Raw genomic sequence first — 24,692 nt, forward strand, 5'->3', positions numbered from 1 at the left:
AAACCATATTCTCCTTTAAGATCTCTTTTTATAAATTTTTTAAATGAATCAATCTGAATAGATAGTAAATATGGAATATTTAAAACTTGAGGTCTTTTTCCAAAATCTTTGCGAATACGTTTTTTTTCAGTTTGAGAATAAACCATATGGTTCCTCAGTTATCTGATAAATTAAACAATTTAATTAAATTAATATTTATTTTCATAAATACTATTTATATAAATAAATTCTTTATTAAAATTTTTATAAAATTATTTAATTTCTATTTCTGCTCCAGAATTTTTTAACTTAGCTTCTAAGTCTAATGCTTCTTCTTTATTTATAGATTCTTTTAATATTACAGGAGCTGATTCAACTAAATCTTTAGCTTCTTTTAGTCCTAAATTCATTATACTTCTTACAGTTTTTATAACAGAAATTTTATTTTTTCCTATATTTTTTAGATATATATTAAATTCTGTTTTTTCTTCTTTTTCTTTTTTCTTTTTATTATCAATTTTTTCATTTGATCTAATGCTAGAAACACCAAATTTTTTTTCTATAGATTTTATTAATTCCATTATATCCATGATAGACATAGATTCTATAGCTTGTATAATTTGTTCTTTAGTTATTGACATACTCTTTCCTAAAAAATAATATTCATTTAAATAAATTAAATTTATTTTATATTTTTAATTTCAAGTAAAATTTGAAGAAATTTTCCAATGGAAATATCTTTCATAATTATTAAAAAACGTGTAATAGCTTCTTTATATGTAGGTAAATTAGCTAATATATTAATATTTTTACTACTTATTATTTTGTTACCGAACGCAGCTGCTTTAATTTTAAAATTTTCATCAATTTTACTAAATTTTTTAAATAAACGAGCAGCATCACCAGGATGTTTAAGTGAATAAGCAATTAATATTGGACCATGAATTAACGGCTCTAAGCATTGAAAATCACTATTTTTAATAATTAATTTTAATAATTTATTTCTTATAATATTTACAACAATATCATTTTCTCTACTTTTTTTCCTTAATTTATTTAAATTATTACTGTTAACACCACAAAAATCAGCAATTACAGCTGATAAGGCATTTTTATTTATTTTACTAATTTTTTTAACAATCATTTTTTTTTTTGTAATATTTAATGACATTATAATATTGATTACACTCCTATTTTTTATAAAAAAAAAAGAATTATTACTCAATATAGAATATTAATTCTAACAAAAAATGTTTTTTGTTAAAAATTATAATTTTAATATAAAAAAAAATTTTGTAAAGTAAAATATTAGTTTATTAAATTTACACAATCTTTAGTAATTTCTATAGAAATTCCCATAGTAGATGAAATATATATTTTTTTTATATAATTCCCTTTTAATTTTAAAGGTTTAAACTTTTTTAAAGTTTTTAATAAAATTTGTAAATTTTCTTTAATTTTATTATTTGCAAAATTAATTTTTCCTATACTAACATGAATAATACCACTCTTATCATTACGAAAATTTATTTGTCCATTTTGTATTTTTTTTATTGTTTCAGTTATATTATTTGTTATTGTTCCTAGTTTAGGATTAGGCATTAGTCCTTTAGGTCCTAAAATAGGACCTAATTTACTAACTATACTCATAGCTTCTGGGGTTGATATTACTACATTAAAATTTTTTTCACCATTAGTAATTTTTGTTGATAAATCTTCCATTCCTACTAATTTTATTCCTAATTTTTTAACATTAATTGCTTCTTGACCAGATGCAAAAATTGCAAATTTTATATTTTTACCTGTTCCATGAGGTAAACAAACATTACCCCTAATATTTTGTTCTGTTTTTTTAGGATCTATACCTAGATTAATAGAAATATCAATACTTTCAATAAATTTTACTTTACTTAAATTTTTTAAATTATTAATAGCATTTTCAATAGAAAATTGTTCTTTTAAATTGATATTCTTATACATTACATTCATACGTTTTGTTAATTTTCCCATGATATTTTTAATCCTTATCAATCATTAATCCCATAGAACGAGCAGTACCTTCTATAGAAGACATTATAGATGTAATATTTATTCCAGTCATATCAACATATTTAATTTCTGCAATTTTACGAATTTGATCTTTGGTAATGACACCAATTTTATCTATTTTAGGTTTACTTGATCCTTTTTTAATACCAAGTATTTTTTTTATCATTGCAGATACTGGAGGAGTTTTTGTAATAAATGTAAAAGTTTTATCAACATAAATAGTAATAACTACTGGAATAGGGGTGCCTTTTTCTAAATTACTAGTTTTAGTGTTAAAATTTTTACAAAAATCCATAATATTAACACCATGTTGTCCTAATGCTGGACCAATAGGAGGACTAGGATTTGCACTACCAGCAGGAACTTGTAATTTTACATAGGTTTTAATTTTTTTTGCCATAAATATATCTCCATTAATTAATATATTATCCTTTTTCTACTTGACGAAAATCCAAATCAACAGGAGTTGATCTACCAAAAATTGATACAGAAACTTTTAATCTACTTTTTTCATAATCTACTTCTTCTACTATGCCATTAAAATCAGAAAAAGGCCCATCTTTTACTCTAATTATTTCTCCTGGGTCAAATATTGTTTTTGGTCTAGGTTTATCTCCAATTTTTTGCAAAGAATTAATAATTATATCTACCTCTTTATTACTAATAGGTAAAGGATTATCAGGTTTCCCTCCCACAAAACCTAAAACTTTAGGAACACTTCGTACTAAATGCCAACTTACTTCTTTCATAATCATATGAATTAATATATATCCAGGAAAAAATTTACGATCACTTTTATATTTTTGTCCTCCACGTATTTCAACTACAGCTTCAGTAGGAATTAAAATTTTTCCAAAAAAATTATTCATATTATGAATTTTAATATATTCTTTTAATGATTTAGCAACACGATGTTCGAAACCAGAACGAGCTTGAATAACATACCATTTTTTTTTTAAAAACTTATTCATTATTATAACCTTGTTCCAGTTAAAAATGATATTAAATAAATTAAAAAATTATCTAATATAAAAAAAATAAAAGAAATTATAATAATAATTATCATTATAATTAATGTTGTATTCCAAGTATCTTTATAAGAAGGCCATATAACTTTTCGAGTTTCTATTCGTGCATCATATATAAAAGAAAATAATTTTTTACCTTTATTAGTAGATGATATGATAAAAATAATTAAAGTAAATATAAAAAAAAATAAAAATACACGAATAGATAAATTTATATTTTGATAATTATAATTAAATATTAAAATAATAAATAAAAAAACTATACTAATAACCCACTTTATAATATCTGTATTATATTTATTTATACTTTTTTTAAAATTTATAATATTCATTTTATATTAACCAATAAAAAATAATATAGAATATTATATATAAATTATAAATAAATTTTGCTAATAATTTATTAATATTTTAATATATTTTAAAAAGAATCAAAGGGATTATTTATATTTTCCCTTATCTTCTTTTATTTTACAATTATTTATTGTAATACTTTAGTAACTACTCCTGCCCCTACAGTACGACCTCCTTCACGAATAGCAAATCGTAACCCATTAGTCATTGCAATAGGATAAATTAATGTAACAATCATATTAATATTATCTCCAGGCATAACCATTTCAATATTAGATGGTAATTCTATAGTTCCAGTTACATCTGTAGTTCTAAAATAAAATTGAGGACGATATCCCTTAAAAAAGGCTGTATGTCTACCACCTTCATCTTTAGATAAAATATATACTTCAGCTTCAAATTTAGTATGTGGATTAATTGATCCTGGTTTAGCTAAAACTTGGCCTCTTTCTATATCTTCTCTTTTTATTCCTCTAAGGAGAATTCCTACATTTTCACCTGCACGACCTTCATCTAATAATTTACGAAACATTTCGACTCCAGTACAAATAGATTTTATAGTATTTCTAATCCCTATAATTTCTACTTCTTCTCCTACTTTTATGATACCTCTTTCTACTCTTCCTGTTACTACAGTACCTCTACCCGAAATTGAAAAAACATCTTCGATTGGTAATAAAAAAGGTTTATCAATCTCTCTTATAGGATTAGGAATATAAGTATCTAAATAATTTGCTAATTCAATAATTTTTTCTTCCCATTTTTTATCCCCTTCAAGAGCTTTTAATGCTGAACCTTGAATAATCGGAGTAGTATCTCCTGGAAAATTATACTGTGTTAATAAATCACGTACTTCCATTTCTACTAATTCTAATAATTCTTCATCATCAACCATATCACATTTATTAAGAAAAACTATAATATAAGGAACTCCAACTTGTCTTGCTAATAAAATATGTTCTCTAGTTTGGGGCATAGGCCCATCTGTTGCTGCAACTACAAGTATAGCCCCATCCATTTGTGCTGCCCCTGTAATCATATTTTTTACATAATCAGCATGTCCTGGGCAATCTACATGAGCATAATGACGATTTTTAGTATCATATTCTACATGAGATGTATTTATTGTTATCCCTCTTGCTTTTTCTTCTGGAGCATTATCAATTTGATCAAAGGCTTTTGCTGAACCACCATATTTTTTAGATAAAACAGTAGTTATTGCTGCTGTTAAAGTTGTTTTACCATGATCAACATGTCCTATAGTACCTACATTAATATGAGGTTTAGATCGTTCAAATTTTTTTTTAGACACAGATTAATATCCTTCTAATAAATTAATATACATTATTTTTATTATATAAAATTTTATGATTTAGATCTAGATTCAATAATTATTTTTGCAATATTATTAGGAGCTTTAGTATATTTTAAAAATTCCATAGTATAAGATGCCCTACCTTGACTATAAGAACGTAAATCAGTAGCATAACCAAACATTTCTGATAAAGGAACACAAGCACGTATAGTTTTACCAGTAGAAATATTATTCATCCCTTCAATAATTCCTCTTCTACGATTTAAATCTCCAATTACATCTCCCATATATTCTTCAGGAGTTTCAACTTCTACTTTCATTATCGGTTCAAGTAAAATAGGATTAGCTTTTTTAAATGCATTTTTAAAAGCAATTGCTGCCGCTAGTTTAAAAGCTAATTCAGAAGAATCTACATCATGGTAAGAACCATAATGAAGTCTTACAGAAATATTTACAACAGGATAATTTGCCATAGGACCTGATTTTAATTGTTCTTGAATACTTTTATCTATAGCTGAGATATATTCATTAGGTATTACACCACCTTTTATATCATTAGTAAATACATAACTTATATTATTTTTTTGTGGTTTTAATGGAGAAATATCTATTACTACATGACCATATTGTCCTCTACCTCCAGTTTGTTTAATATATTTCCCTTCTATATTAGTTATAGTATTTTGTATAGTTTCTCGATAAGAAACTTGTGGTTTCCCAATATTTGCAGACACATTAAATTCTCTTTTCATTCTATCAACAATTATTTCTAAATGTAATTCTCCCATTCCAGCAATAATAGTTTGATTTGTTTCTTCATCTGTCCAACTCCTTAATGAGGGATCTTCTTTAATAAGTCGATTTAAAGCTAATCCCATTTTTTCTTGATCTATTTTAGTTTTAGGTTCTATTGCAATAGAAATCACAGGTTCTGGAAATTCCATAGTTTCAAGAATAATACATTTGTTAACATCACATAATGTATCTCCAGTAGTTACATTTTTTAATCCAATAGCAGCAGCAATATCTCCAGCGTAAACTTTTTTTATTTCTTCTCTTTTATTAGCGTGCATTTGAACAATTCTACCAATACGTTCTTTTTGTTTTTTTATGGAATTATAAATAATTTCTCCACTACTAATAGTTCCTGAATATACCCTAAAAAAAGTTAAATTTCCTACAAAAGGATCATTAGCAATTTTAAAAGCTAAAGCAGAAAATAATTCATTATCATTAGTTTTACGAGTAATTATTTTTTTTTTTTCATTATTAGATATTCCTTGAATTGGGGGGATATCTTTAGGTGAAGGTAAATAATCAATTATTGCATCTAATAATGCTTGAACTCCTTTATTTTTAAATGCTGAACCGCATGTTATTAAAGTAATTTCATTATTTAAAACTCTCTTCCTTAAAGAAGATTTAATTTCTTGTATAGAAATTTCATAACCATTTAAATATTTTTCTAGTAATATTTCATTGGATTCTACTGCTGTTTCTATTAGTTTTTGACGCCATAATTTAACTTTTTTTTTCATATTTAATGGTATAGTAGTATAATTACAGCTTATTCCTTGATCTTTTTCACTCCAATTTAATGCTTTCATTTGGATTAAATCAATAATACCAGTAAATTTATGTTCTGTTCCTATAGGTAATTGTAATGGAACAGCTTCTGTTAATAAATTATTTTCTATTTGCTGAATTACTTTTGTAAAATTTGCTCCCATTCTATCCATTTTATTTATAAAAGCAATTCTTGGTACTTTATATTTATTAGCTTGTCTCCATACTGTTTCTGATTGAGGTTGTACACCTCCAACAGCGCAATAAATCATAACAACCCCATCTAATACTCTCATAGAACGTTCTACTTCAATCGTAAAATCAACATGACCTGGAGTATCAATAATATTAATTCTATGTGATTTATATTGATTAAACATTCCTGTCCAAAATGTTGTAGTAGCGGCTGAAGTAATAGTAATGCCTCTTTCTTGTTCTTGTTCCATCCAATCCATTGTAGCGGCGCCATCATGTACTTCTCCGATTTTATGATTTACACCTGTATAAAATAAAATTCTTTCTGTTGTAGTTGTTTTACCTGCATCAATATGTGCGCTAATACCAATATTACGATATCTTGTTATAGGAGTTTTACGACTCATATATTATTCCTCTATTTTATTAGATAAAAAATTTTAAAATTATATTAATAGTATTTTAATAAAATATTAAATATTGATTTAGCTACGCATATTTTTTTATTAATTGATTCATTTTATTTTTAATTAATATTTTACCAACGATAATGAGCAAATGCTTTATTTGCTTCTGCCATTTTATGTATTTCTTCACGTTTTTTAACAGCATTTCCTTTATTTTCTAAAGCATCTAATATTTCATTAGATAATTTTAAAATCATAGATTTTTCTTGTCTTTTTCTAGCAGCATTAATTAACCAACGCATTGCTAATGTATTTCTTCTTATTGGTCTTATTTCAACAGGAACTTGATATGTTGACCCACCTACCCTTCTAGATTTTACTTCTACTATAGGTTTAACATTTTCTAAAGCACTTAAAAATATATCTATTTCTTTTTTACCTTTTTTTTTTGTTATTTTATTTAATGCAGAATAAACAATAGATTCTGCAATAGATTTTTTACCATTTACCATAAGTATATTAATAAATTTAGCTAATAAATTTGATTCAAATTGAGAGTCTGGTAATATTTTTCTTTGACTAATTATACGTCTACGAGGCATAAAATTTACTCCATTATTTTAATAAAACTTAAATAAATATAAACAAAAAATATTATTAAATAATAATATTATTTAGGTTTTTTTGTTCCATATTTTGATCTACCTTGTTTCCGATCTTTTACCCCAGTACAATCTAAAGCACCTCTAATAGTATGATATCTAACTCCAGGTAAATCTTTTACCCTACCTCCTCTTATTAAAATTACAGAATGTTCTTGTAAATTATGTCCTTCTCCTGAAATATAAGAAGTAACTTCAAAACCATTTGTTAATCTTACTCTACAAACTTTACGTAATGCAGAATTTGGTTTTTTAGGAGTTGTTGTATATACTTTTGTACAAACTCCTCTTTTTTGAGGAGAAGAATTTAAAGCAGGTACATTAGTTTTTATTATTTTTCTTTTTCTATTTTTTCTAACTAGTTGATTAATTGTTACCATTTTTTTATCCAAATTTAATTTTTATATTTTTTAAAAATATAATTACCACATTATTTGTTTTTTATTTTTTATAACTAAATCAACAAATTTTATATAATCTATTCGTATGATTTCTTTTGAAATATTTATATTTAAACCTCTAGCTAATATATCATCATTTATTGCAAATATTAATATTTTCATTTTTTGTTTGATTTTTATAATTTCTTGTATAAAAATACTATTTTTTAATCCAGCTATTACTCCATCTTGAATTAATAATAAATCATCATTTTTATTTAAAATATTTAATAGTAAAGAAAAATTACAAGATGATGGAGAATTAAATAAGGTATATAACATATATATAAAAAAATATTTTTAATTAAAAATTAAGAATTATATTATAATTACTAATTTTTTTTTGCCACATTAATGGATTTATAATTTGAACAGGTAAAATCCAATGTTTTTTTTTATAGTTTTTTATTCCTAATATTTCTAAAGATTTGGAACAAATAAAATAATTATTAATATTACATAATTTTAAAATACCAAAACTAATGCTATAATTTTTTAATAAAAATTTTTCTGTTTTTTGTTTTTTTAGTATTTGCAAAATACCATCTCCTATAAAAAACAAAGCTATATCCTCAGTTAATGAGGATATAGAAATTAAAGCATCAAGTCCTTCCTTACCAACACTATTTCCATAAGGAGATTTTGAAAATATAAATGCTATTTTATTCATTAAAATTGAACTAAGCGATCACAAGTTAATATTGATTTTGTAAATGTACTTAAAGTAGTTATTTTAAAATAATTATTAATTATATTATTTTGATAATAATTAATAATATTATCTTTATTAAAACTATTTTTTTCTTCTAAAATTAAGCCTCTTTTTTTAGCAGAAGTAATACATAAATATAAATTTATATGATTTTCTATACTTAATTCTTTCCAAGAAGTAATTAAATTAAATTCATTATCATTAAATTTAATATTTTTATTAGAATTACATACTCCATCTCTATAAAAAAAAATACTTTTTATTGTTTCTTTTTTCTGTATAACTGCTTTAGTAAATAAATATGCAGAATAAGAATTTTGATTATTATATGGAGCTTCTGTGATTAATATTACAAAAATCATATTGTTTAAAATCCAAAAATAAAAAAATATTTTATATAATTTATTTTTTTGCTCATATACAATTTTTTATAAATAAAATTTTTGTTATCTAATTATTTAAAATTAATCTATTATTTTGTAGATACTGAATTCATTATATCTATAAGTTCAATTTCAAATATTAAAGTAGAATTAGGTGGTATTCCTGAAGTTATTTCTGAACCATAACCTAATTTAGGAGGTACAACTAATGTTATTTTACCACCTTTTTTTATATATTTTAATCCTTCTTTCCAACCAGCAATTACTTGTTTTAAACTTATAAATAAAGGTTTATTTGGCATGGTATTATCAAATTCAGTTCCATCAATTAATTTTCCTGTATATTTGATAACAATAATTTGATTATTATTAGTAATTTTTTTACCATAACCCATTTTATGTATTTTATATACTAAACCACTTTTAGTTTGTTTAACATTTTTTTTTTTCAAAAAATCTTTAATATATTTTTTTCCTTGCATTTTACTCATGTTTGCTTCATCTTGAGCTTCATCTGGAGTAAAATTTCTTACATTTTTTTCATATAATTCAAGTAATCTATCAATTTCATCATCAGAAAGTTTATGTTTACATTCTAAAGAATCAGCAACTCCTTGAAGAATGAATTTTTTTTCTAATACTATTCTTAATGTTTTTTGTATTTGATATGTATTAGATAAATATTTACCTATTATTATTCCTAAAGCATAAGACATTTTTTCATTATCATTTTTAAAATTTTTTACTTTTTTTTTACTTTCTATATTTTGTTTTTTTTTTTGATTTTTTATTTTTTTTTTAATAATAGTTTTAGTTTTATTTTTATTCCACCATGATGTATTATTTAATGTAAATGCATTTGCAGTAGATAAATTTAAGCCAATACTTACAAGTAATATAATAAATATTGATACTTTTTTATTAAAAAATTTCATTTTTTCTCCAAAATTTTTTAGTAAGATTAAAATTTTTAAAATTTTAAAATATATATATAAAATAAGATAATTTTAATTATCTTATTTTATATAAATATTACTTTTAATAAAGAAAAAAAACAAGTTTAAATATTAATTTTTATTAAAATTTAAATTAATAATTTTAACATTCTTCTTAATGGTTCTGATGCCCCCCAAAGTAATTGATCACCTACTGAAAAAATTGAAAAACAATTTTTATCTATATTTAACTTTTTTATTCTTCCTACAACTATATCTAGTGTTCCACTTACAAAAGATGGAGTAAGGAAATTAATAGTATCATTAAAATTATTTGGGATAATTTTTACCCATTTATTATGGGAATTAATAATATTATGAATATTATCTATTGATAAATTTTTATTTAATTTTATTGTAAATGATTGACTATGTGAACGTAAAGTAGCAATTCTCACACATATACCATCAATTGGCACTATTTTAGTTGTATTTAAAATTTTATTAGTTTCATATTGTCCTTTCCATTCTTCTTTAGTTTGTCCGCTATTATTTATTTTTTTATCTATCCATGGAATTAAATTATTAATTAAAGAGGTATGAAAAAGTTTTTTGGGGAAATTAGGAGAATCCATTTTTTTGGTAATTTCTTGTTCTATATTTAAAATATTATCAGATTTATAATCAATTAAATCTGGTATATTATTAGATATATATTGTATTTGTAAAATAAGTTCTTTCATGAATTTAGCACCTGCCCCTGATGCTGCTTGATATGTAGAAACAGAAATCCAATCAATTAAATTATTTTTAAATAACCCTCCTAAAGCCATTAACATCAAACTAACAGTACAATTACCTCCTACAAAAGTTTTTATTCCCATATTTAGTTTTTGTTGTATATCTTTTAAATTAATAGGATCTAAAACAATAACTGTATTATCTAATGTTCTTAAATTAGAAGCTGCATCTATCCAATAACCATTCCAGCCTTTTTTTCGTAATTTAAAATAAATTTCATTTGTATATTTACTTCCTTGACATGTGATAATTATATCTAACTCAAATAATTTTTCAAAATTATAAGCATTTTCTAATTTTTGATTTTTATTTTTTATATTAAAATTAGGTATAGATTTTCCATATTGAGAAGTAGAAAAAAAAATAGCATTAATTTTATTAAAATCTTTTTTTTCTAACATCCTTTTTATAAGAACTGAACCTACCATGCCTCTCCAACCGATAAAACCTACATTTTTCATTATTTTACCTTATATAAAATATATTTTTTTATTTTATAGATTTTTTAAAAAAAAAATTAAATATTAAATTAAAATAATTATATATTATTCACAAGTAATTATTATTAATAATAAATTTTAATAAAATTTTAAATTAATTAATGTTATTAATATTCCAATTAATAGGTTTTTTTTTTTTTAAAATAAGATATTTATTTGTTTTAGAAAAATGTTTGCAGGTAGAAAAACCTTTATAAAAAGATAGAGGAGATGGATGTGATGTTGTTAAAATTAAATGTCTTGATGTTATTAAATTTATTTTTTTTTTAGCATATGTCCCCCACAACAAAAAGACAATATTTTTATAATTATAATTAATTATTTTTATTACATTATTTGTAAAAATTTCCCATCCAATATTATTATGAGATTGAGGTTTTTCTTTTTCTACAGTTAGAACACAATTTAATAACATTACTCCTTCATTAACCCAATTTATTAAATATCCATGATTAGGAATTGTAAAATTAGGGATATCTATTTTTATAGTTTTATAAATATTTTTTAATGTAGGAGGAATATTTACATTTGGCATTACTGAAAATGCTAAACCATTAGCTTGATTAAAACCATAATAGGGATCTTGACCAATAATTACTACTTTTAAATTATTAAAATTTATTTTTTTAAAAATATTAAAAATATATTTTTTTTTAGGATAAATAATTTTATTATTACTAATATCTATATTAATTTTTTTAATTAATTTTATAAAATACTTTTTTTTTTTTTCTTGATGAAAAAAAAATTTCCATAAAAAATTTTTATTATTCATAATAATATATAATTTTAAAAATATAAATTTATGTAATATAAAAAAATATTATATAATAATATTATAAAAAATAAAATATATTCTAATTTTAATTTAAATATTTATATTTTATTATAATCATAATTATAAGGTAAATAAAATGATAAAATATTATGAAATAATATTAATGATAAATCCAGATCAAAGTGATCAAATAAATAATATTACCGAATATTATAAAAAATTTATTATTAAAAATAATGGTTCTATTTCACGTTTTGAAGATTGGGGTAGAAGACAATTAGCTTATCCTATATTAAAATTACATAAAGCACATTATATTTTAATAAATATTACTTTAAACCATACTAATATAATAAAAGATCTTGAAAAAAGTTTAAGGATTAATGAACATATTATAAGATATCTTATAATTAAAACAAAAACAGATAGAAAAAATATATCTTGTATTTTAAAATTAAGAGATGAACGTCAAGAAAAACGTAATGATATTATTAAAAGAATATAAATTGCTATAAATAAAACAAATTTATTTTATAAATATTTGGAGTATATATAATGGTACGCTATTTTCGTCGTCGTAAATTTTGTCGTTTTACTGCAGAGGGAATTAAAGAAATTGATTATAAAGATATTTATCTTTTAAAAAATTTTATTACCGAAAGTGGAAAAATTGTACCTAGTAGAATTACTGGTACTAAAGCAAAATATCAACGTCAGTTAACTAAAGCTATTAAATTAGCAAGATATTTATCTTTAATATCTTATACTGATCATCATAGATAAATTTATATAATTATTATCTTTTATTTTTAACGAAATTATTAATTAATAAGAGTATTAAATAATGAAAATAATTTTATTAGATTCTATTTCAGGTTTAGGAGAAAAATCTCAGATTATAGATGTTAAACCTGGTTATGCACGTAATTTTTTAATACCTAAAAATAAAGGTATTATTGCTACAAAAAATAATATTGGTTTTTTAAAAAAAAAACTTTTAGAAAAAAAATCTAAATTATTAGATATATTAAATAAAGCAAAATTAAAATTAAAAAAATTTAAACATATAGAAAAAATTATAATTAAAGCTAAAGCAGGGAAAAATGGTACATTATTTGGATCAATTGGAAAAATTGATATTGTAAATAAATTAAAAGAAATAGGATTTGAAATTTTTAAAAAAGAAATAAAATTACCTAAGGGAGGATTTAAAAAAATAGGAGAATATAATATTATTTTTCAATTTCATGAAAAAGTTTTTGTTGAAAAAATAATTAGTATAATAAATTCTGAATAATTAATTTCACTTTATTTAATATTAATATATTGACTAATTAATAATTTTTTATGTATAATTACTACATATGGAACATGATTATTTAAAACAATATTATTTTACAAACCCAGTCAGGTCTGGAAAGAAGCAGCTGTAGTAAATATAATATGTGTAAAAAAATAGTCATGTTCTATTTAATTAATTTTTTAGAATATATTAAAAAATGAATTCTCATGTTTTAGCCATAAAATGGCGTCCTCAGTCTTTTAATGATGTTATTGGTCAAAATCATGTAATACAAGCTATTAAATATAGCTTATTTAAAAAAAAAATTCATCCTGCTTGGATTTTGTCTGGAAGTAGGGGGGTTGGAAAAACAACAATAGCACGTATATTTGCAATGGGATTAAGTTGTTTAAAAGGTATTACACATAATCCATGTGGAGTATGTGAAAATTGTGTTTCTATTAAAAATAATTCTTTTTTAGATTTAATTGAATTAGATTCTGCATCTAAAACTAAAGTAGAAGATATTAGAGAAATTTTAGAAATAATTTATTATCTTCCTGTTAAAGGAAGATATAAAATATATATTTTTGATGAATTTCATATGTTATCAAAACATAGTTTTAATGCTCTATTAAAAATAATAGAAGAACCTCCTGAGTATGTAAAATTTATATTTGCAACAACAGAATTACAAAAAATACCGATAACTATTACATCTAGATGTATGCAATTTAATTTAAAATTAATAGAAAAAAATATAATTTTAAATCAGTTGAAAAAAATTTTAAATGCAGAAAAAATTAAATATAATGAAGAAGCATTAGATATTTTATCACATGCTGCATATGGTAGTATGCGTGATGCATTAAGTTTAACAGATCAATTAATATCTATGGGTTCAATAACTATAGACAATGTCTATTTAATGTTAGGATTAATAAAAAAAGAATATTTATTTTTATTAATATATAATTTAAAAACAAAAAAAAATAATTTAATTTTTAATTTAATTGATAAAATTTCTATGTTTAATATTAATTGGGATAATATTATTACAGAAATAATGATGTTAATACATAATATTTTAAAAATTAAAATTTTAAGTAAAAATTCTGATTCTTTTTTAAAAAACTTAAATTTTGAAAAAAATATATTAATATTTTACCAAAAAATACTTAATAATTTTTCAGAAAATGAATTAAAATTTTTATATAAACTTTTACATTCAGCAAAAAAAAATTTATATTTAGCCCCAAATCCTAAAATAGGATTTGAAATGATTATATTAGAAATATTAATTTATTTTAAAAATTATTAATTAAATTTAAAAAATTAAATAATATTTTATTATAATTTATTGATAAATTAAATTTTATAAATATATTTTAATGTCTTATATAAATAAGAGAACAAATATTTATGGAAAAAAAAGAAACTAGAAGTTTTAAATCTGAAGTAAAACAGTTATTACATTTAATGATTCATTCACTTTATTCAAATAAAGAAATTTTTTTAAGAGAATTAATTTCTAATGCTTCTGATGCTATTGATAAATTAAAATTTAAAACATTATCAAATCCTGATTTATATGAAAATAATTCATTATTAAAAGTACAAATTTCTATAAATAAAGAAAAAAGATTAATTATTATTAGTGATAATGGAATTGGAATGTCTCGTAAAGAAGTTATTGAAAATTTAGGTACAATTGCAAAATCTGGTACTAAAGATTTTATAAAATCTTTAAATTTATCTTCTGACAAAAAATCAGAAATAAATTCACAACTAATAGGTCAATTTGGTGTTGGTTTTTATTCTGCTTTTATAGTTTCTGATAAAGTTTCTATTAAAACTAGATTAGCAGGATTGCCCTTACATAAGGGAGTATTTTGGGAATCTACAGGTGAAGGTAATTATTATATAGCTAATATAAACAAAGAATTAAGAGGTACTGAAATTATATTACATATACGCCCTAAATATGATGAATTTTTAGATGAATGGCGTATAAAAACAATAATTAGTAAATATTCAGAACATATAGCTTTACCAATAGAAATTAAAATGTATAATGATAAGGAAAAAAAATATTTTTGGGAACAAATTAATAAAGCACAAGCACTTTGGTTACGTAATAAAACAGAAATTAGTGAAAAGGAATATAAAGAATTTTATAAACAATTAACATATGATAATCTTGATCCAATTATATGGAGTCATAACCATGTAGAAGGTAAACAAGAATATATTAGTTTATTATATATCCCTTCAAATATTCCTTGGGATATACGTAATCGAGATTATAAAAATGGACTGAAATTATATGTACAAAGAGTTTTTATTATGGAAGATGCAGAGCAATTATTACCTAAATATTTAAGATTTATAAGAGGTTTAGTTGATTCAAATGATTTACCTTTAAATATTTCAAGAGAAATTTTACAAAAAAATAGTATTATTCATAATATGAAGATAACATTAACAAAAAAAGTTCTTAATATGTTAATGAATCTTAGTAAGAATAAAAATATATATAATAATTTTTGGAAAAAATTTGGTGTAGTTTTTAAAGAAGGTCCTGCAGAAGATATAAATAATAAGAATATTATTTTAAAATTATTACGTTTTTCTTCAACATATAATAATAATTCAGAACAAAATGTATCTTTAGAAGAATATTCAAAAAGAATGATAAAAGGGCAAAATAAAATTTATTTTCTAACATCAGATAATTATATTTCAGCAAAAAATAGTCCACACTTAGAATTTTTTTATAAAAAAGGTATTGAAGTATTACTATTAATAGACCATATTGATGAATGGATGATGAGTTATATCACAGAATTTGAAGGAAAAAATTTTCAATCAATTAGTAAACAAGATGATTCATCAGATGAATTTATTAAAAAAAATGATAATAATATAAAAAATGAAATAAAAGAAAAATTTGAACCTTCTTTAAAAAAAATACAAAATTTATTAGGAAATAAAATAAAAAAAGTTACATTAACAAATAGATTAATTAATACACCTGCTATTGTAACTACAGATGTAAATGAAATGAGTACTCAAATGGCAAAATTATTTGCTGCAGCAGGACAAGAAATTCCAGAAATAAAATATAACTTTGAATTAAATCCAAATCATATTTTAATAAAAAAAATTTTAGAAATAAAAGATGAAAAATATTTTTTTGAATTTATTTCTCTATTATTAGAAGAAGCAATTTTAGCAGAAAAAGGTACTTTAGATAATCCACATGAATTTATTAATCGTGTAAATAATTTTTTATCTAAAAAAGAATAAATATATAGATAAGATAATTATCTTAATGATTATCTTATCTTTTATAATTAAATAAAAAAGTTATCTAAATTTTTTTTAAAAAAAAAATTTTATCTTTTTATTAATTATTATAATTATTTTAATTTATATAATTGAAGTATTTAAATTTTATGAAAAATTTAATTTAAATAAAAAATTATAGTTAATCATAATAAACTATTTACTATTTAAAAAAATCATTTTATGATTTAGTTTAAAATATATATCTTATCTTAATTTTAAGATAAGAATTCTTTTCACAATTATAATAAAATTAATAATATAAAAAAATGGCAGAAAAAAGAAACATATTTTTAATAGGACCTATGGGAGCAGGAAAAAGTACAATTGGGCGACATCTTGCAAATTTATTAAAAATGGATTTTTTTGATTCAGATCAAGAAATTGAACGTCGTACAGGAGCTGATATTAATTGGGTATTTGATGTAGAAGGAGAGAAAGGTTTTAGAAAACGTGAAAAAAAAATTATTAATGAAATAACTCAAAAAAAAGGAATTATATTAGCTACTGGTGGTGGATCTATTCAATCAAAAGAAACAAGAAAATTTCTCTCTTCGAGAGGTATTGTTGTATATTTAAAAACTACTATAGAAAAACAATTAAGTCGTACCAAAAGAGATAAAAAACGTCCTTTATTAAAAAATAAAAATCAATTAGCTAAAGAAATATTAGAAAAGTTAGCTAAAAAAAGAAATCATTTATATAATGAAATTGCTGATATTATTATAAAAACAGACGAACAAAGTGCAAAAATTGTTGCTAATCAACTTATACACTTATTAGAAAAAAATTAAAAGGATATAATATTATATATGGGAAAAACTATTTTAGTTTCAACAAAAAAACATACTTATCCAATTGTTATTGATTTTAATTTATTTGATAAACCATTATCTTTATTTTTTTTAAAAAAAGGAGATAGTGTTATGATTGTAACTAATAAAATAATTTTTTCTTTATATTTTAAAAAAGTATTTAATCAACTTCATAATATAGGAGTTAGAATTAATCATGTTATAATTCCTGATGGTGAAGAATATAAAACATTAATTACTGTAAATATTATTTTTACAGCTTTAATTAAAAATTTACATAATAGAGATACTACTCTTATTGCTTTAGGAGGAGGTGTTATAGGTGATATAACAGGATTTGCTGCTTCTATTTATCAAAGAGGAGTAAGATTTATTCAAATACCTACTACTTTATTATCACAGGTAGATTCTGCTGTAGGAGGTAAAACTGCTGTTAATCATATTTTAGGAAAAAATATGATAGGTAGTTTTTATCAACCTAATATTGTAATAATCAATTTAAATTGTTTAGATACTTTATCTAAAAGAGAGTTTTCTGCTGGTTTAGCAGAAGTTATAAAATATGGAATAATTTTTGACGAAAAATTTTTTTCTTGGTTAGAAAATAATATTAATAAATTATTTAATTTAGATAAACAATCTATACTTTACTGTATAAAGAAATGTTGTAAATTAAAATCTCAAATAATTTATGAAGATGAATATGAAAAGAACAAAAGAGCATTATTAAACTTAGGACATACTTATGGGCATGCAATTGAAGCAGAATTAGGATATGGAAAATGGTTACATGGAGAAGCAGTATCTGCTGGCATAGTAATTGCTGCGATAACATCTAAAAAACTTAATTTAATAAATAATAAAGATATAATAAGAATTATTAATTTATTAAGAAAATGTAATTTACCAGTTAAAGGACCAAATAATATGTATATAAAACAATATTTTAAACATATTTATAGAGATAAAAAAATAAATAAAAATAAAATTCATATTATTCTTCCAATTAAAATTGGTAAAGCAATTATATATAATAATATTTCAGAAAAAATTATTTCTGATGCTATTAATGAAAATAAAAATTTAATTTTTTAATATAATTTAAAATTATTATTTATTATAGTGAATTTAATCAAATGGAAAATAAATTAATTGCTGCATCTATTTTATCTGCAAATTTTACATGTTTAGGTAAAGAAATTAATAATGCTTTAAAAGCTGGAGTTGATATAATTCATTTTGATGTTATGGATAATCATTATGTACCTAATTTAACTATCGGGCCATTAGTTTTAAAATCTTTGAGAGAAAACAACATTAAATGTAGAATTGATATTCATTTAATGACAAAAAAAATAGATAATTTAATAATTAATTTCATAAAATTAGGAGCTAATAGTATTATAATACATCCAGAAAGTTCAAATCATCTAGATAGAAGTATTTCATTAATAAAAAGTTATGGATGTAAAGCAGGATTAGCTTTAAATCCATCTACTTCTTTAAATTATTTAGATTATCTAATCCACAAATTAGATATAATATTAGTTATGTCTGTAAATCCTGGTTTTGAAGGACAAAAATTTTTAAATTATATTTATAAAAAAATTATCCAAATTAGAAAAATTATTAATAAAAAAAAAAAAAAAATTTTATTAGAAGTAGATGGTGGTATTAATATAAATAATATAAAAAAGATCGCTATTTCTGGAGCAGATGTATTTATAATAGGTTCAGCATTATTTAAAAATAAATTATCATATAATAAAATTATAAAAGATATAAGATTAAAATTAAATAAAATATGTTAAAAACATAAAATAAATAAAAAAATTATGAAAAAAAAAATAATATTTAGTGGGATACAACCAACCGGGTTGTTAACTATTGGTAATTATATTGGTGCTTTAAGCCAATGGAAAAAATTACAAAAAAAATATTTTTGTATTTATTGTATAGCTGATTTACATTCTTTAACTATATATCAAAAAAAAAATATTTTAAATAAAAATATATTAGATATTTTAGCTATATTTTTAGCATGTGGAATTGATCCTGAAAATAATATTATTTTTTTGCAATCTCATGTTCCTCAACATGTCCAATTAAATTGGATTTTAAATTGTTTTGCTAATTTTGGAGAAATAAAAAGAATGACTCAATTTAAACAAAAGATATCTTGTAATACAAACATTAATATTGGGTTGTTTAATTATCCAATATTAATGGCAGCAGATATTTTGTTATATCAAACAAATAAAGTACCGGTAGGAAAAGATCAAATTCAACATATTGAATTAACTAGAAATCTTGCATATAGATTTAATAATATTTATGGCAATATATTTACTATTCCTGAAAAAGTACTTAATAAAAATGGTTCATGTATTATGTCATTAATTAATCCAAATAAAAAAATGTCTAAATCTGATCCTAATAATAATAGTATTATTAGTTTATTTGATAATAATTTTATAATTGAACAAAAAATTAAAAACGCAATTACTGATTCTGATTTCCCTCCCAAAATAAAATATGATTTAAAAAATAAACCAGGTATTTCAAATTTACTATCTATACTAGCTAATATAACTGAATGTTCTATAGAACAATTAGAACAAAATTTTAAAAATAAAAATTATAATAATTTAAAAGAATCAATTATTGATTATTTATGTTTATTTTTAAATAAATTAAGAAAGAAATACTTCTTTTATAGAAAAAATGAAAAATATTTAAAAAATATTATGTTTAACGGCGCAAAAAAAGCAAAAAAACATGCAGATTTTACTTTAAAAAAAGTATACGATGTTATCGGTTTAGATTTTTTTTAGATTTTTATTTTAAAAAATATAATTTATCTAGTTCCATAAACAACAATTGTTTTTCCATGAGCATAAATTAAGTTACGTTTTTTTAAAATTTTAAGAGTACGTCCAACTGTTTCTCTAGAGCAACCTACTATTTTCCCTATTTCTTGTCTAGTTATTTTTATTTGCATACCATCTGGATGAGTTATTGCTTCTGGGGATTTAGCTAAATTTAATAATGTTTTAGAAATTCGACGAGTAACATCTAAAAAAGCCAAATTACTTACTTTTTGATATGTCATCTGTAATTTATTAGAAAGTTGTTCAGAAACTTTCATAATAATATTATTATTAATTTTAATTAAATTAAAAAAATTTTTATATGAAATTTTTGCTAATTCACATTCTGTTTTTAATTTTACTAATGTAATTTCTTTATAATTATGACTAAAAATCCCCATTTCACCTACAAAATCCCCTGTACTTAAATAAGTTAGTATAATTTCTTTACCATTTTTATTTTTAATAGAAACAACAATAACTCCTTTTAATATATAAAAAAGATTTTTAGAAATGCTTCCTTGTTTAATTAAAATCATTTTTGCTGGGTATTTATTAATATGACAATAAGAAAGAAACCATTCTAAGGTAGAATTTTTTTGTAACTTAAGAAACATTAGTAATTATCCTTCTATTATCTTTTTTTTTAATAAAATATTATAAATAGTAATATGCTGATACCCAGAATTGAACTGGGGACCTCATCCATACCAAGGATGTGCTCTACCATCTAAGCTATATCAGCTAAATTATTTTTATTAAAAGATATTATATTATAACATAATTTATAAAATTTATTTTAGCAGACAACGGGAATCGAACCCGTATTATTAGCTTGGAAGGCTAAAGTAATACCATTATACGATGTCTGCTATAAATAAAGTATATTATGCAATAAATTTTTGGTGGGAGAAGGATTCGAACCTTCGAAGTCTATGACGACAGATTTACAGTCTGCTCCCGTTAACCACTTGGGTATCCCACCTATTATTATATTAATATTAAATAAAAAAATATACATGCCGGCTACCGGAATTGAACTGGTGACCTACTGATTACAAGTCAGTTGCTCTACCAACTGAGCTAAGCCGGCATATTATGACTTACTTATAAATAAAATTATCCCTGGTATTTACCTACTCTTACATGAGGTAAACCTCACACTACCATCGGCACAACAACGTTTCACTTCTGAGTTCGGAATGGATTCAGGTGGTACCATTGCGTTATTTATACCAGGAATATTTTACTAAACTATAAAATAATTAATTAATAATTAAATCCAAACGATTCTGGTGTTGTAAGGTTAAGACTCACGGGTGTTTATTAGTACTGGTTAGCTCAACATATTACTATGCTTACACATCCAGCCTATCAACGTCATAGTCTTTAACGTCCCTTAAGGAATTTTTATAAATAATTAATAAAAATTCAGGGAAGATTAATCTTAAGATAAGTTTCGCGCTTATATGCTTTCAGCGCTTATCTTTTCCGTATTTAGCTACCGGGCAATGCTATTGGCATAACAACCCGAACACCAGAGATACGTTCACTCCGGTCCTCTCGTACTAGGAGCAAATTCTTTCAATCTTCCAACGCCCACGGCAGATAGGGACCGAACTGTCTCACGACGTTCTAAACCCAGCTCGCGTACCACTTTAAATGGCGAACAGCCATACCCTTGGGACCTACTACAGCCCCAGGATGTGATGAGCCGACATCGAGGTGCCAAACACCGCCGTCGATATGAACTCTTGGGCGGTATTAGCCTGTTATCCCCGGAGTACCTTTTATCCGTTGAGCGATGGCCTTATCATACAGAACCACCGGATCACTAAGACCTGCTTTCGCATCTGTTTGAATTGTCATTCTTACAGTTAAGCCAGCTTTTGCCTTTGTACTAACCTCACGATTTCCAACCGTGATTAGCTGACCTTAGTACTCCTCCGTTACTCTTTAGGAGGAGACCGCCCCAGTCAAACTACCTACCAGACACTGTCTCTAACCCGGATAACGGGTTTAGGTTAGAATAATAAATATTCAAGGGTGGTATTTCAAGGTTGGCTCCATACCAACTAGCGTTGATATTTCATTGCCTCCCACCTATCCTACACATCAATATCTATCAATCAATATCAAGCTATAGTAAAGGTTCACGGGGTCTTTCCGTCTTGCCGCGGGTACACTGCATCTTCACAGCAATTTCAATTTCACTGAGTCTCAGGTGGAGACAGTCTGGCCATCATTACGCCATTCGTGCAGGTCGGAACTTACCCGACAAGGAATTTCGCTACCTTAGGACCGTTATAGTTACGGCCGCCGTTTACCGGGGCTTCGATCAAGAGCTTCTTATTAAAATAATAACCCTATCAATTAACCTTCCGGCACCGGGCAGGCGTCACACCGTATACGTCCACTTACGTGTTTGCACAGTGCTGTGTTTTTAATAAACAGTTGCAGCCAGCTATTATCTTAGACTGATTTCAGCTTCAAAAGTAAATTTCTTCACTTACAATCAGCGTGCCTTCTCCCGAAGTTACGGCACTATTTTGCCTAGTTCCTTCACCTGAGTTCTCTCAAGCGCCTTAGTATTCTCTACCTGACCACCTGTGTCGGTTTAGAGTACGATTCAATATTATTTAGAGCTTAGAGGATTTTCTTGTAAGTATGGTATTAATTACTTCAATACAATAAAGTATTTCGTCATAACGCCTTAATGTTATAATTATCCGGATTTTCCTAAATAATTCATCTAAACGCTTAAACCAAGACTACCATCACCTGGCTAATCTAACCTTCTTCGTCCCCCCTTCGCGATAATAATGAGTACAGGAATATTAACCTGTTGTCCATCGATTACGCTTTTCAGCCTCATCTTAGGTTTCGACTTACCCTACCCCGATTACCGTTGGATAGGAACCCTTAGTCTTTCGGCGAATAGGTTTTTCACCTATTTTATCGTTACTCATGTCAGCATTCGCACTTCTGATATTTCCAACAAACTTCACAATTTATCTTCAACAATTTACAGAACGCTCCCCTACCCAATAAAAAAATTATTTATTGTCGCAGCTTCGGTGTATAATTTAGCCCCGTTAAATCTTCCGCGCAGGACGACTAGACCAGTGAGCTATTACGCTTTCTTTAAATGATGGCTGCTTCTAAGCCAACATCCTGGCTGTTTATGCCTTCCCACCTCGTTTCCCACTTAATTATAACTTAGGGACCTTAGCTAGCGATCTGGGTTGTTTCCCTCTCCACAACGGACGTTAGCACCCGCTGTGTGTCTCCCGTGATAACATTATTCGGTATTTGAAGTTTGCATCGGATTGGTAAATCTGGAAGATTCCCTAACCGAAACAGAGCTCTACCCCCGAATATGAATTACACGAGGCGCTACCTAAATAGCTTTCGGGGAGAACCAGCTATCTCCCGGTTTGATTGGCCTTTCACCCCTAACCACAAGTCATCCGCTAATTTTTCAACATTAGTCGGTTCGGTCCTCCAGTAAGCATTACCAAACCTTCAACCTGCTCATGGTTAGATCACCGGGTTTCGGGTCTATACCTTGCAACTAAACGCCCTTTTAAGACTCGGTTTCCCTACGGCTTCCTTATACAGTTAACCTTGCTACAAAATATAACTCGCTGACCCATTATACAAAAGGTACGCAGTCACATTTTTAAAAAATGCTCCTACTGCTTGTACGTATATGATTTCAGGTTCTATTTCACTCCCCTAACCGGGGTTCTTTTCACCTTTCCCTCACGGTACTAGTTCACTATCGGTCAGTCAGTAGTATTTAGCCTTAGAGGATGATCCCCCTATATTCAAACAAGATTTCACGTGTCTCGTTCTACTCTTTGAAATTATATTTATCATATTTTAATATACGGGACTATCACCCTATATTGTATAACTTTCCAGTTATTTCTACTAATATAATAAATACATATATTTCTGGGCTTTTTCCTGTTCGCTCGCCACTACTAAGGAAATCTCTATTGATTTCTTTTCCTCAGGATACTTAGATGTTTCAGTTCTCCTGGTTCACCTCGTCATTCTATGTATTCAAATAACGATAATATACAATTAAATATATTGGGTTTCCCCATTCGGATATCATCGACTAATAATGTTTTAAATCAACTTATCGATGCTTTTCGCAGATTAACACGTCCTTCATCGTCTCTGACTGCCAAGGCATCCGTCATATACGCTTATTTACTTAACCTTACAACCCACAATCGTTTAAATAAATTTAATATTAATT

At 24.2% G+C, this 24,692-nt stretch carries 27 protein-coding genes, 4 tRNA genes, 2 rRNA genes and 1 other RNA gene; 10 read left to right on the plus strand and 24 right to left on the minus strand.

What is annotated here, in order from left to right; all coding sequences use genetic code 11:
* The 17 genes from GJU04_RS02290 to ung all read right to left on the minus strand — a co-directional run.
* Positions 1-146 (minus strand): hypothetical protein (locus GJU04_RS02290; RefSeq protein WP_246208786.1); only part of this gene is annotated, 146 nt, incomplete at its 3' end.
* A gap of 105 nt (positions 147-251) precedes the next feature.
* Positions 252-620, minus strand: coding sequence for a 50S ribosomal protein L7/L12 (gene rplL, locus GJU04_RS01600; RefSeq protein ID WP_168893152.1), 369 nt, complete (start codon positions 618-620; stop codon positions 252-254).
* Positions 621-661: 41 nt separating this feature from the next.
* The gene (gene rplJ / locus GJU04_RS01605) at positions 662-1,150 is read right to left on the minus strand and encodes a 50S ribosomal protein L10 (protein ID WP_168893153.1); all 489 of its coding nucleotides are present in this window, start codon (positions 1,148-1,150) and stop codon (positions 662-664) included.
* Positions 1,151-1,287: 137 nt separating this feature from the next.
* Positions 1,288-1,989, minus strand: a complete 702-nt coding sequence (gene rplA, locus GJU04_RS01610) for a 50S ribosomal protein L1 (protein WP_168893154.1) — start codon at positions 1,987-1,989, stop codon at positions 1,288-1,290.
* A 7-nt stretch (positions 1,990-1,996) separates the two neighbouring features.
* Positions 1,997-2,428, minus strand: coding sequence for a 50S ribosomal protein L11 (rplK, locus tag GJU04_RS01615; protein WP_168893155.1), 432 nt, complete (start codon positions 2,426-2,428; stop codon positions 1,997-1,999).
* Positions 2,429-2,453: 25 nt separating this feature from the next.
* On the minus strand, positions 2,454-2,999 hold the full coding sequence (gene nusG / locus GJU04_RS01620) for a transcription termination/antitermination protein NusG (protein WP_168893156.1): 546 nt from the start codon (positions 2,997-2,999) through the stop codon (positions 2,454-2,456).
* Positions 3,000-3,001: 2 nt separating this feature from the next.
* The gene (secE, locus tag GJU04_RS01625) at positions 3,002-3,388 is read right to left on the minus strand and encodes a preprotein translocase subunit SecE (protein WP_168893157.1); all 387 of its coding nucleotides are present in this window, start codon (positions 3,386-3,388) and stop codon (positions 3,002-3,004) included.
* A gap of 149 nt (positions 3,389-3,537) precedes the next feature.
* Entirely contained in the window at positions 3,538-4,722 is a 1,185-nt protein-coding gene (gene tuf / locus GJU04_RS01630; protein ID WP_168893158.1) for an elongation factor Tu, read from the minus strand.
* 53 nt (positions 4,723-4,775) lie between these two features.
* Complete coding sequence (fusA, locus tag GJU04_RS01635) at positions 4,776-6,893, minus strand: elongation factor G (RefSeq protein WP_168893159.1); 2,118 nt, start codon at positions 6,891-6,893, stop codon at positions 4,776-4,778.
* 131 nt (positions 6,894-7,024) lie between these two features.
* Entirely contained in the window at positions 7,025-7,495 is a 471-nt protein-coding gene (gene rpsG / locus GJU04_RS01640; protein ID WP_168893160.1) for a 30S ribosomal protein S7, read from the minus strand.
* 68 nt (positions 7,496-7,563) lie between these two features.
* Positions 7,564-7,935 (minus strand): 30S ribosomal protein S12, encoded by a 372-nt coding sequence (gene rpsL, locus GJU04_RS01645; protein WP_168893281.1) that lies wholly within the window; start codon positions 7,933-7,935, stop codon positions 7,564-7,566.
* A gap of 42 nt (positions 7,936-7,977) precedes the next feature.
* The gene (gene tusB, locus GJU04_RS01650) at positions 7,978-8,277 is read right to left on the minus strand and encodes a sulfurtransferase complex subunit TusB (RefSeq protein ID WP_168893161.1); all 300 of its coding nucleotides are present in this window, start codon (positions 8,275-8,277) and stop codon (positions 7,978-7,980) included.
* Positions 8,278-8,299: 22 nt separating this feature from the next.
* On the minus strand, positions 8,300-8,665 hold the full coding sequence (gene tusC, locus GJU04_RS01655; protein WP_168893162.1) for a sulfurtransferase complex subunit TusC: 366 nt from the start codon (positions 8,663-8,665) through the stop codon (positions 8,300-8,302).
* On the minus strand, positions 8,665-9,069 hold the full coding sequence (tusD, locus tag GJU04_RS01660) for a sulfurtransferase complex subunit TusD (protein WP_168893163.1): 405 nt from the start codon (positions 9,067-9,069) through the stop codon (positions 8,665-8,667). Before tusD ends, tusC begins: the two co-directional genes overlap by 1 nt.
* A 110-nt stretch (positions 9,070-9,179) precedes the next feature.
* Entirely contained in the window at positions 9,180-10,025 is an 846-nt protein-coding gene (gene fkpA / locus GJU04_RS01665; protein WP_168893164.1) for an FKBP-type peptidyl-prolyl cis-trans isomerase, read from the minus strand.
* A 149-nt stretch (positions 10,026-10,174) separates the two neighbouring features.
* Positions 10,175-11,287 (minus strand): aspartate-semialdehyde dehydrogenase, encoded by a 1,113-nt coding sequence (gene asd / locus GJU04_RS01670; RefSeq protein WP_168893165.1) that lies wholly within the window; start codon positions 11,285-11,287, stop codon positions 10,175-10,177.
* A gap of 133 nt (positions 11,288-11,420) precedes the next feature.
* Positions 11,421-12,101, minus strand: coding sequence for a uracil-DNA glycosylase (ung, locus tag GJU04_RS01675; RefSeq protein WP_168893166.1), 681 nt, complete (start codon positions 12,099-12,101; stop codon positions 11,421-11,423).
* A gap of 139 nt (positions 12,102-12,240) precedes the next feature.
* On the opposite strand from ung, the gene rpsF reads away from it, so the two are divergent.
* The 10 genes from rpsF to trpS all read left to right on the plus strand — a co-directional run bounded on the left by rpsF (position 12,241) and on the right by trpS (position 20,383).
* Complete coding sequence (rpsF, locus tag GJU04_RS01680; protein WP_246208780.1) at positions 12,241-12,609, plus strand: 30S ribosomal protein S6; 369 nt, start codon at positions 12,241-12,243, stop codon at positions 12,607-12,609.
* Between the two features lie 50 nt (positions 12,610-12,659).
* Positions 12,660-12,887: a 30S ribosomal protein S18 gene (gene rpsR / locus GJU04_RS01685; protein WP_168893167.1), complete on the plus strand. Its 228-nt coding sequence runs from the start codon at positions 12,660-12,662 to the stop codon at positions 12,885-12,887.
* Between the two features lie 61 nt (positions 12,888-12,948).
* The gene (rplI, locus tag GJU04_RS01690; protein WP_168893168.1) at positions 12,949-13,401 is read left to right on the plus strand and encodes a 50S ribosomal protein L9; all 453 of its coding nucleotides are present in this window, start codon (positions 12,949-12,951) and stop codon (positions 13,399-13,401) included.
* A gap of 74 nt (positions 13,402-13,475) precedes the next feature.
* Positions 13,476-13,570, plus strand: an RNA gene (gene ffs / locus GJU04_RS01695) — signal recognition particle sRNA small type.
* Between the two features lie 33 nt (positions 13,571-13,603).
* Positions 13,604-14,707 carry a DNA polymerase III subunit gamma/tau gene (gene dnaX / locus GJU04_RS01700; protein WP_168893169.1) on the plus strand — a complete coding sequence of 368 codons (1,104 nt, stop codon included), beginning with the start codon at positions 13,604-13,606 and terminating at the stop codon, positions 14,705-14,707.
* A 101-nt stretch (positions 14,708-14,808) separates the two neighbouring features.
* Entirely contained in the window at positions 14,809-16,695 is a 1,887-nt protein-coding gene (gene htpG / locus GJU04_RS01705; RefSeq protein WP_168893170.1) for a molecular chaperone HtpG, read from the plus strand.
* Positions 16,696-17,003: 308 nt separating this feature from the next.
* Positions 17,004-17,528, plus strand: a complete 525-nt coding sequence (gene aroK / locus GJU04_RS01710) for a shikimate kinase AroK (protein WP_168893171.1) — start codon at positions 17,004-17,006, stop codon at positions 17,526-17,528.
* Positions 17,529-17,546: 18 nt separating this feature from the next.
* Complete coding sequence (aroB, locus tag GJU04_RS01715; RefSeq protein WP_168893172.1) at positions 17,547-18,644, plus strand: 3-dehydroquinate synthase; 1,098 nt, start codon at positions 17,547-17,549, stop codon at positions 18,642-18,644.
* 41 nt (positions 18,645-18,685) lie between these two features.
* Positions 18,686-19,360, plus strand: a complete 675-nt coding sequence (gene rpe, locus GJU04_RS01720) for a ribulose-phosphate 3-epimerase (RefSeq protein WP_168893173.1) — start codon at positions 18,686-18,688, stop codon at positions 19,358-19,360.
* Positions 19,361-19,384: 24 nt separating this feature from the next.
* Positions 19,385-20,383, plus strand: coding sequence for a tryptophan--tRNA ligase (trpS, locus tag GJU04_RS01725; protein WP_168893174.1), 999 nt, complete (start codon positions 19,385-19,387; stop codon positions 20,381-20,383).
* Positions 20,384-20,406: 23 nt separating this feature from the next.
* Here the strand turns inward: trpS and crp are convergent, their stop codons facing one another.
* The 7 genes from crp to GJU04_RS01760 all read right to left on the minus strand — a co-directional run bounded on the left by crp (position 20,407) and on the right by GJU04_RS01760 (position 24,653).
* On the minus strand, positions 20,407-21,036 hold the full coding sequence (gene crp / locus GJU04_RS01730; RefSeq protein WP_168893175.1) for a cAMP-activated global transcriptional regulator CRP: 630 nt from the start codon (positions 21,034-21,036) through the stop codon (positions 20,407-20,409).
* Positions 21,037-21,091: 55 nt separating this feature from the next.
* Positions 21,092-21,164 (minus strand) — tRNA-Thr (locus GJU04_RS01735).
* Positions 21,165-21,220: 56 nt separating this feature from the next.
* Positions 21,221-21,291, minus strand: a tRNA-Gly gene (locus GJU04_RS01740).
* 31 nt (positions 21,292-21,322) lie between these two features.
* A tRNA-Tyr gene (locus GJU04_RS01745) sits at positions 21,323-21,404 on the minus strand.
* A gap of 35 nt (positions 21,405-21,439) precedes the next feature.
* Positions 21,440-21,512 (minus strand) — tRNA-Thr (locus GJU04_RS01750).
* Positions 21,513-21,542: 30 nt separating this feature from the next.
* A 5S ribosomal RNA gene (rrf, locus tag GJU04_RS01755) occupies positions 21,543-21,659 on the minus strand.
* 62 nt (positions 21,660-21,721) lie between these two features.
* Positions 21,722-24,653, minus strand: a 23S ribosomal RNA gene (locus GJU04_RS01760).
* Between the last annotated feature and the right edge of the window lie 39 nt (positions 24,654-24,692).

This window comes from Enterobacteriaceae endosymbiont of Donacia marginata, assembly GCF_012567685.1.
GTDB lineage: Bacteria > Pseudomonadota > Gammaproteobacteria > Enterobacterales > Enterobacteriaceae.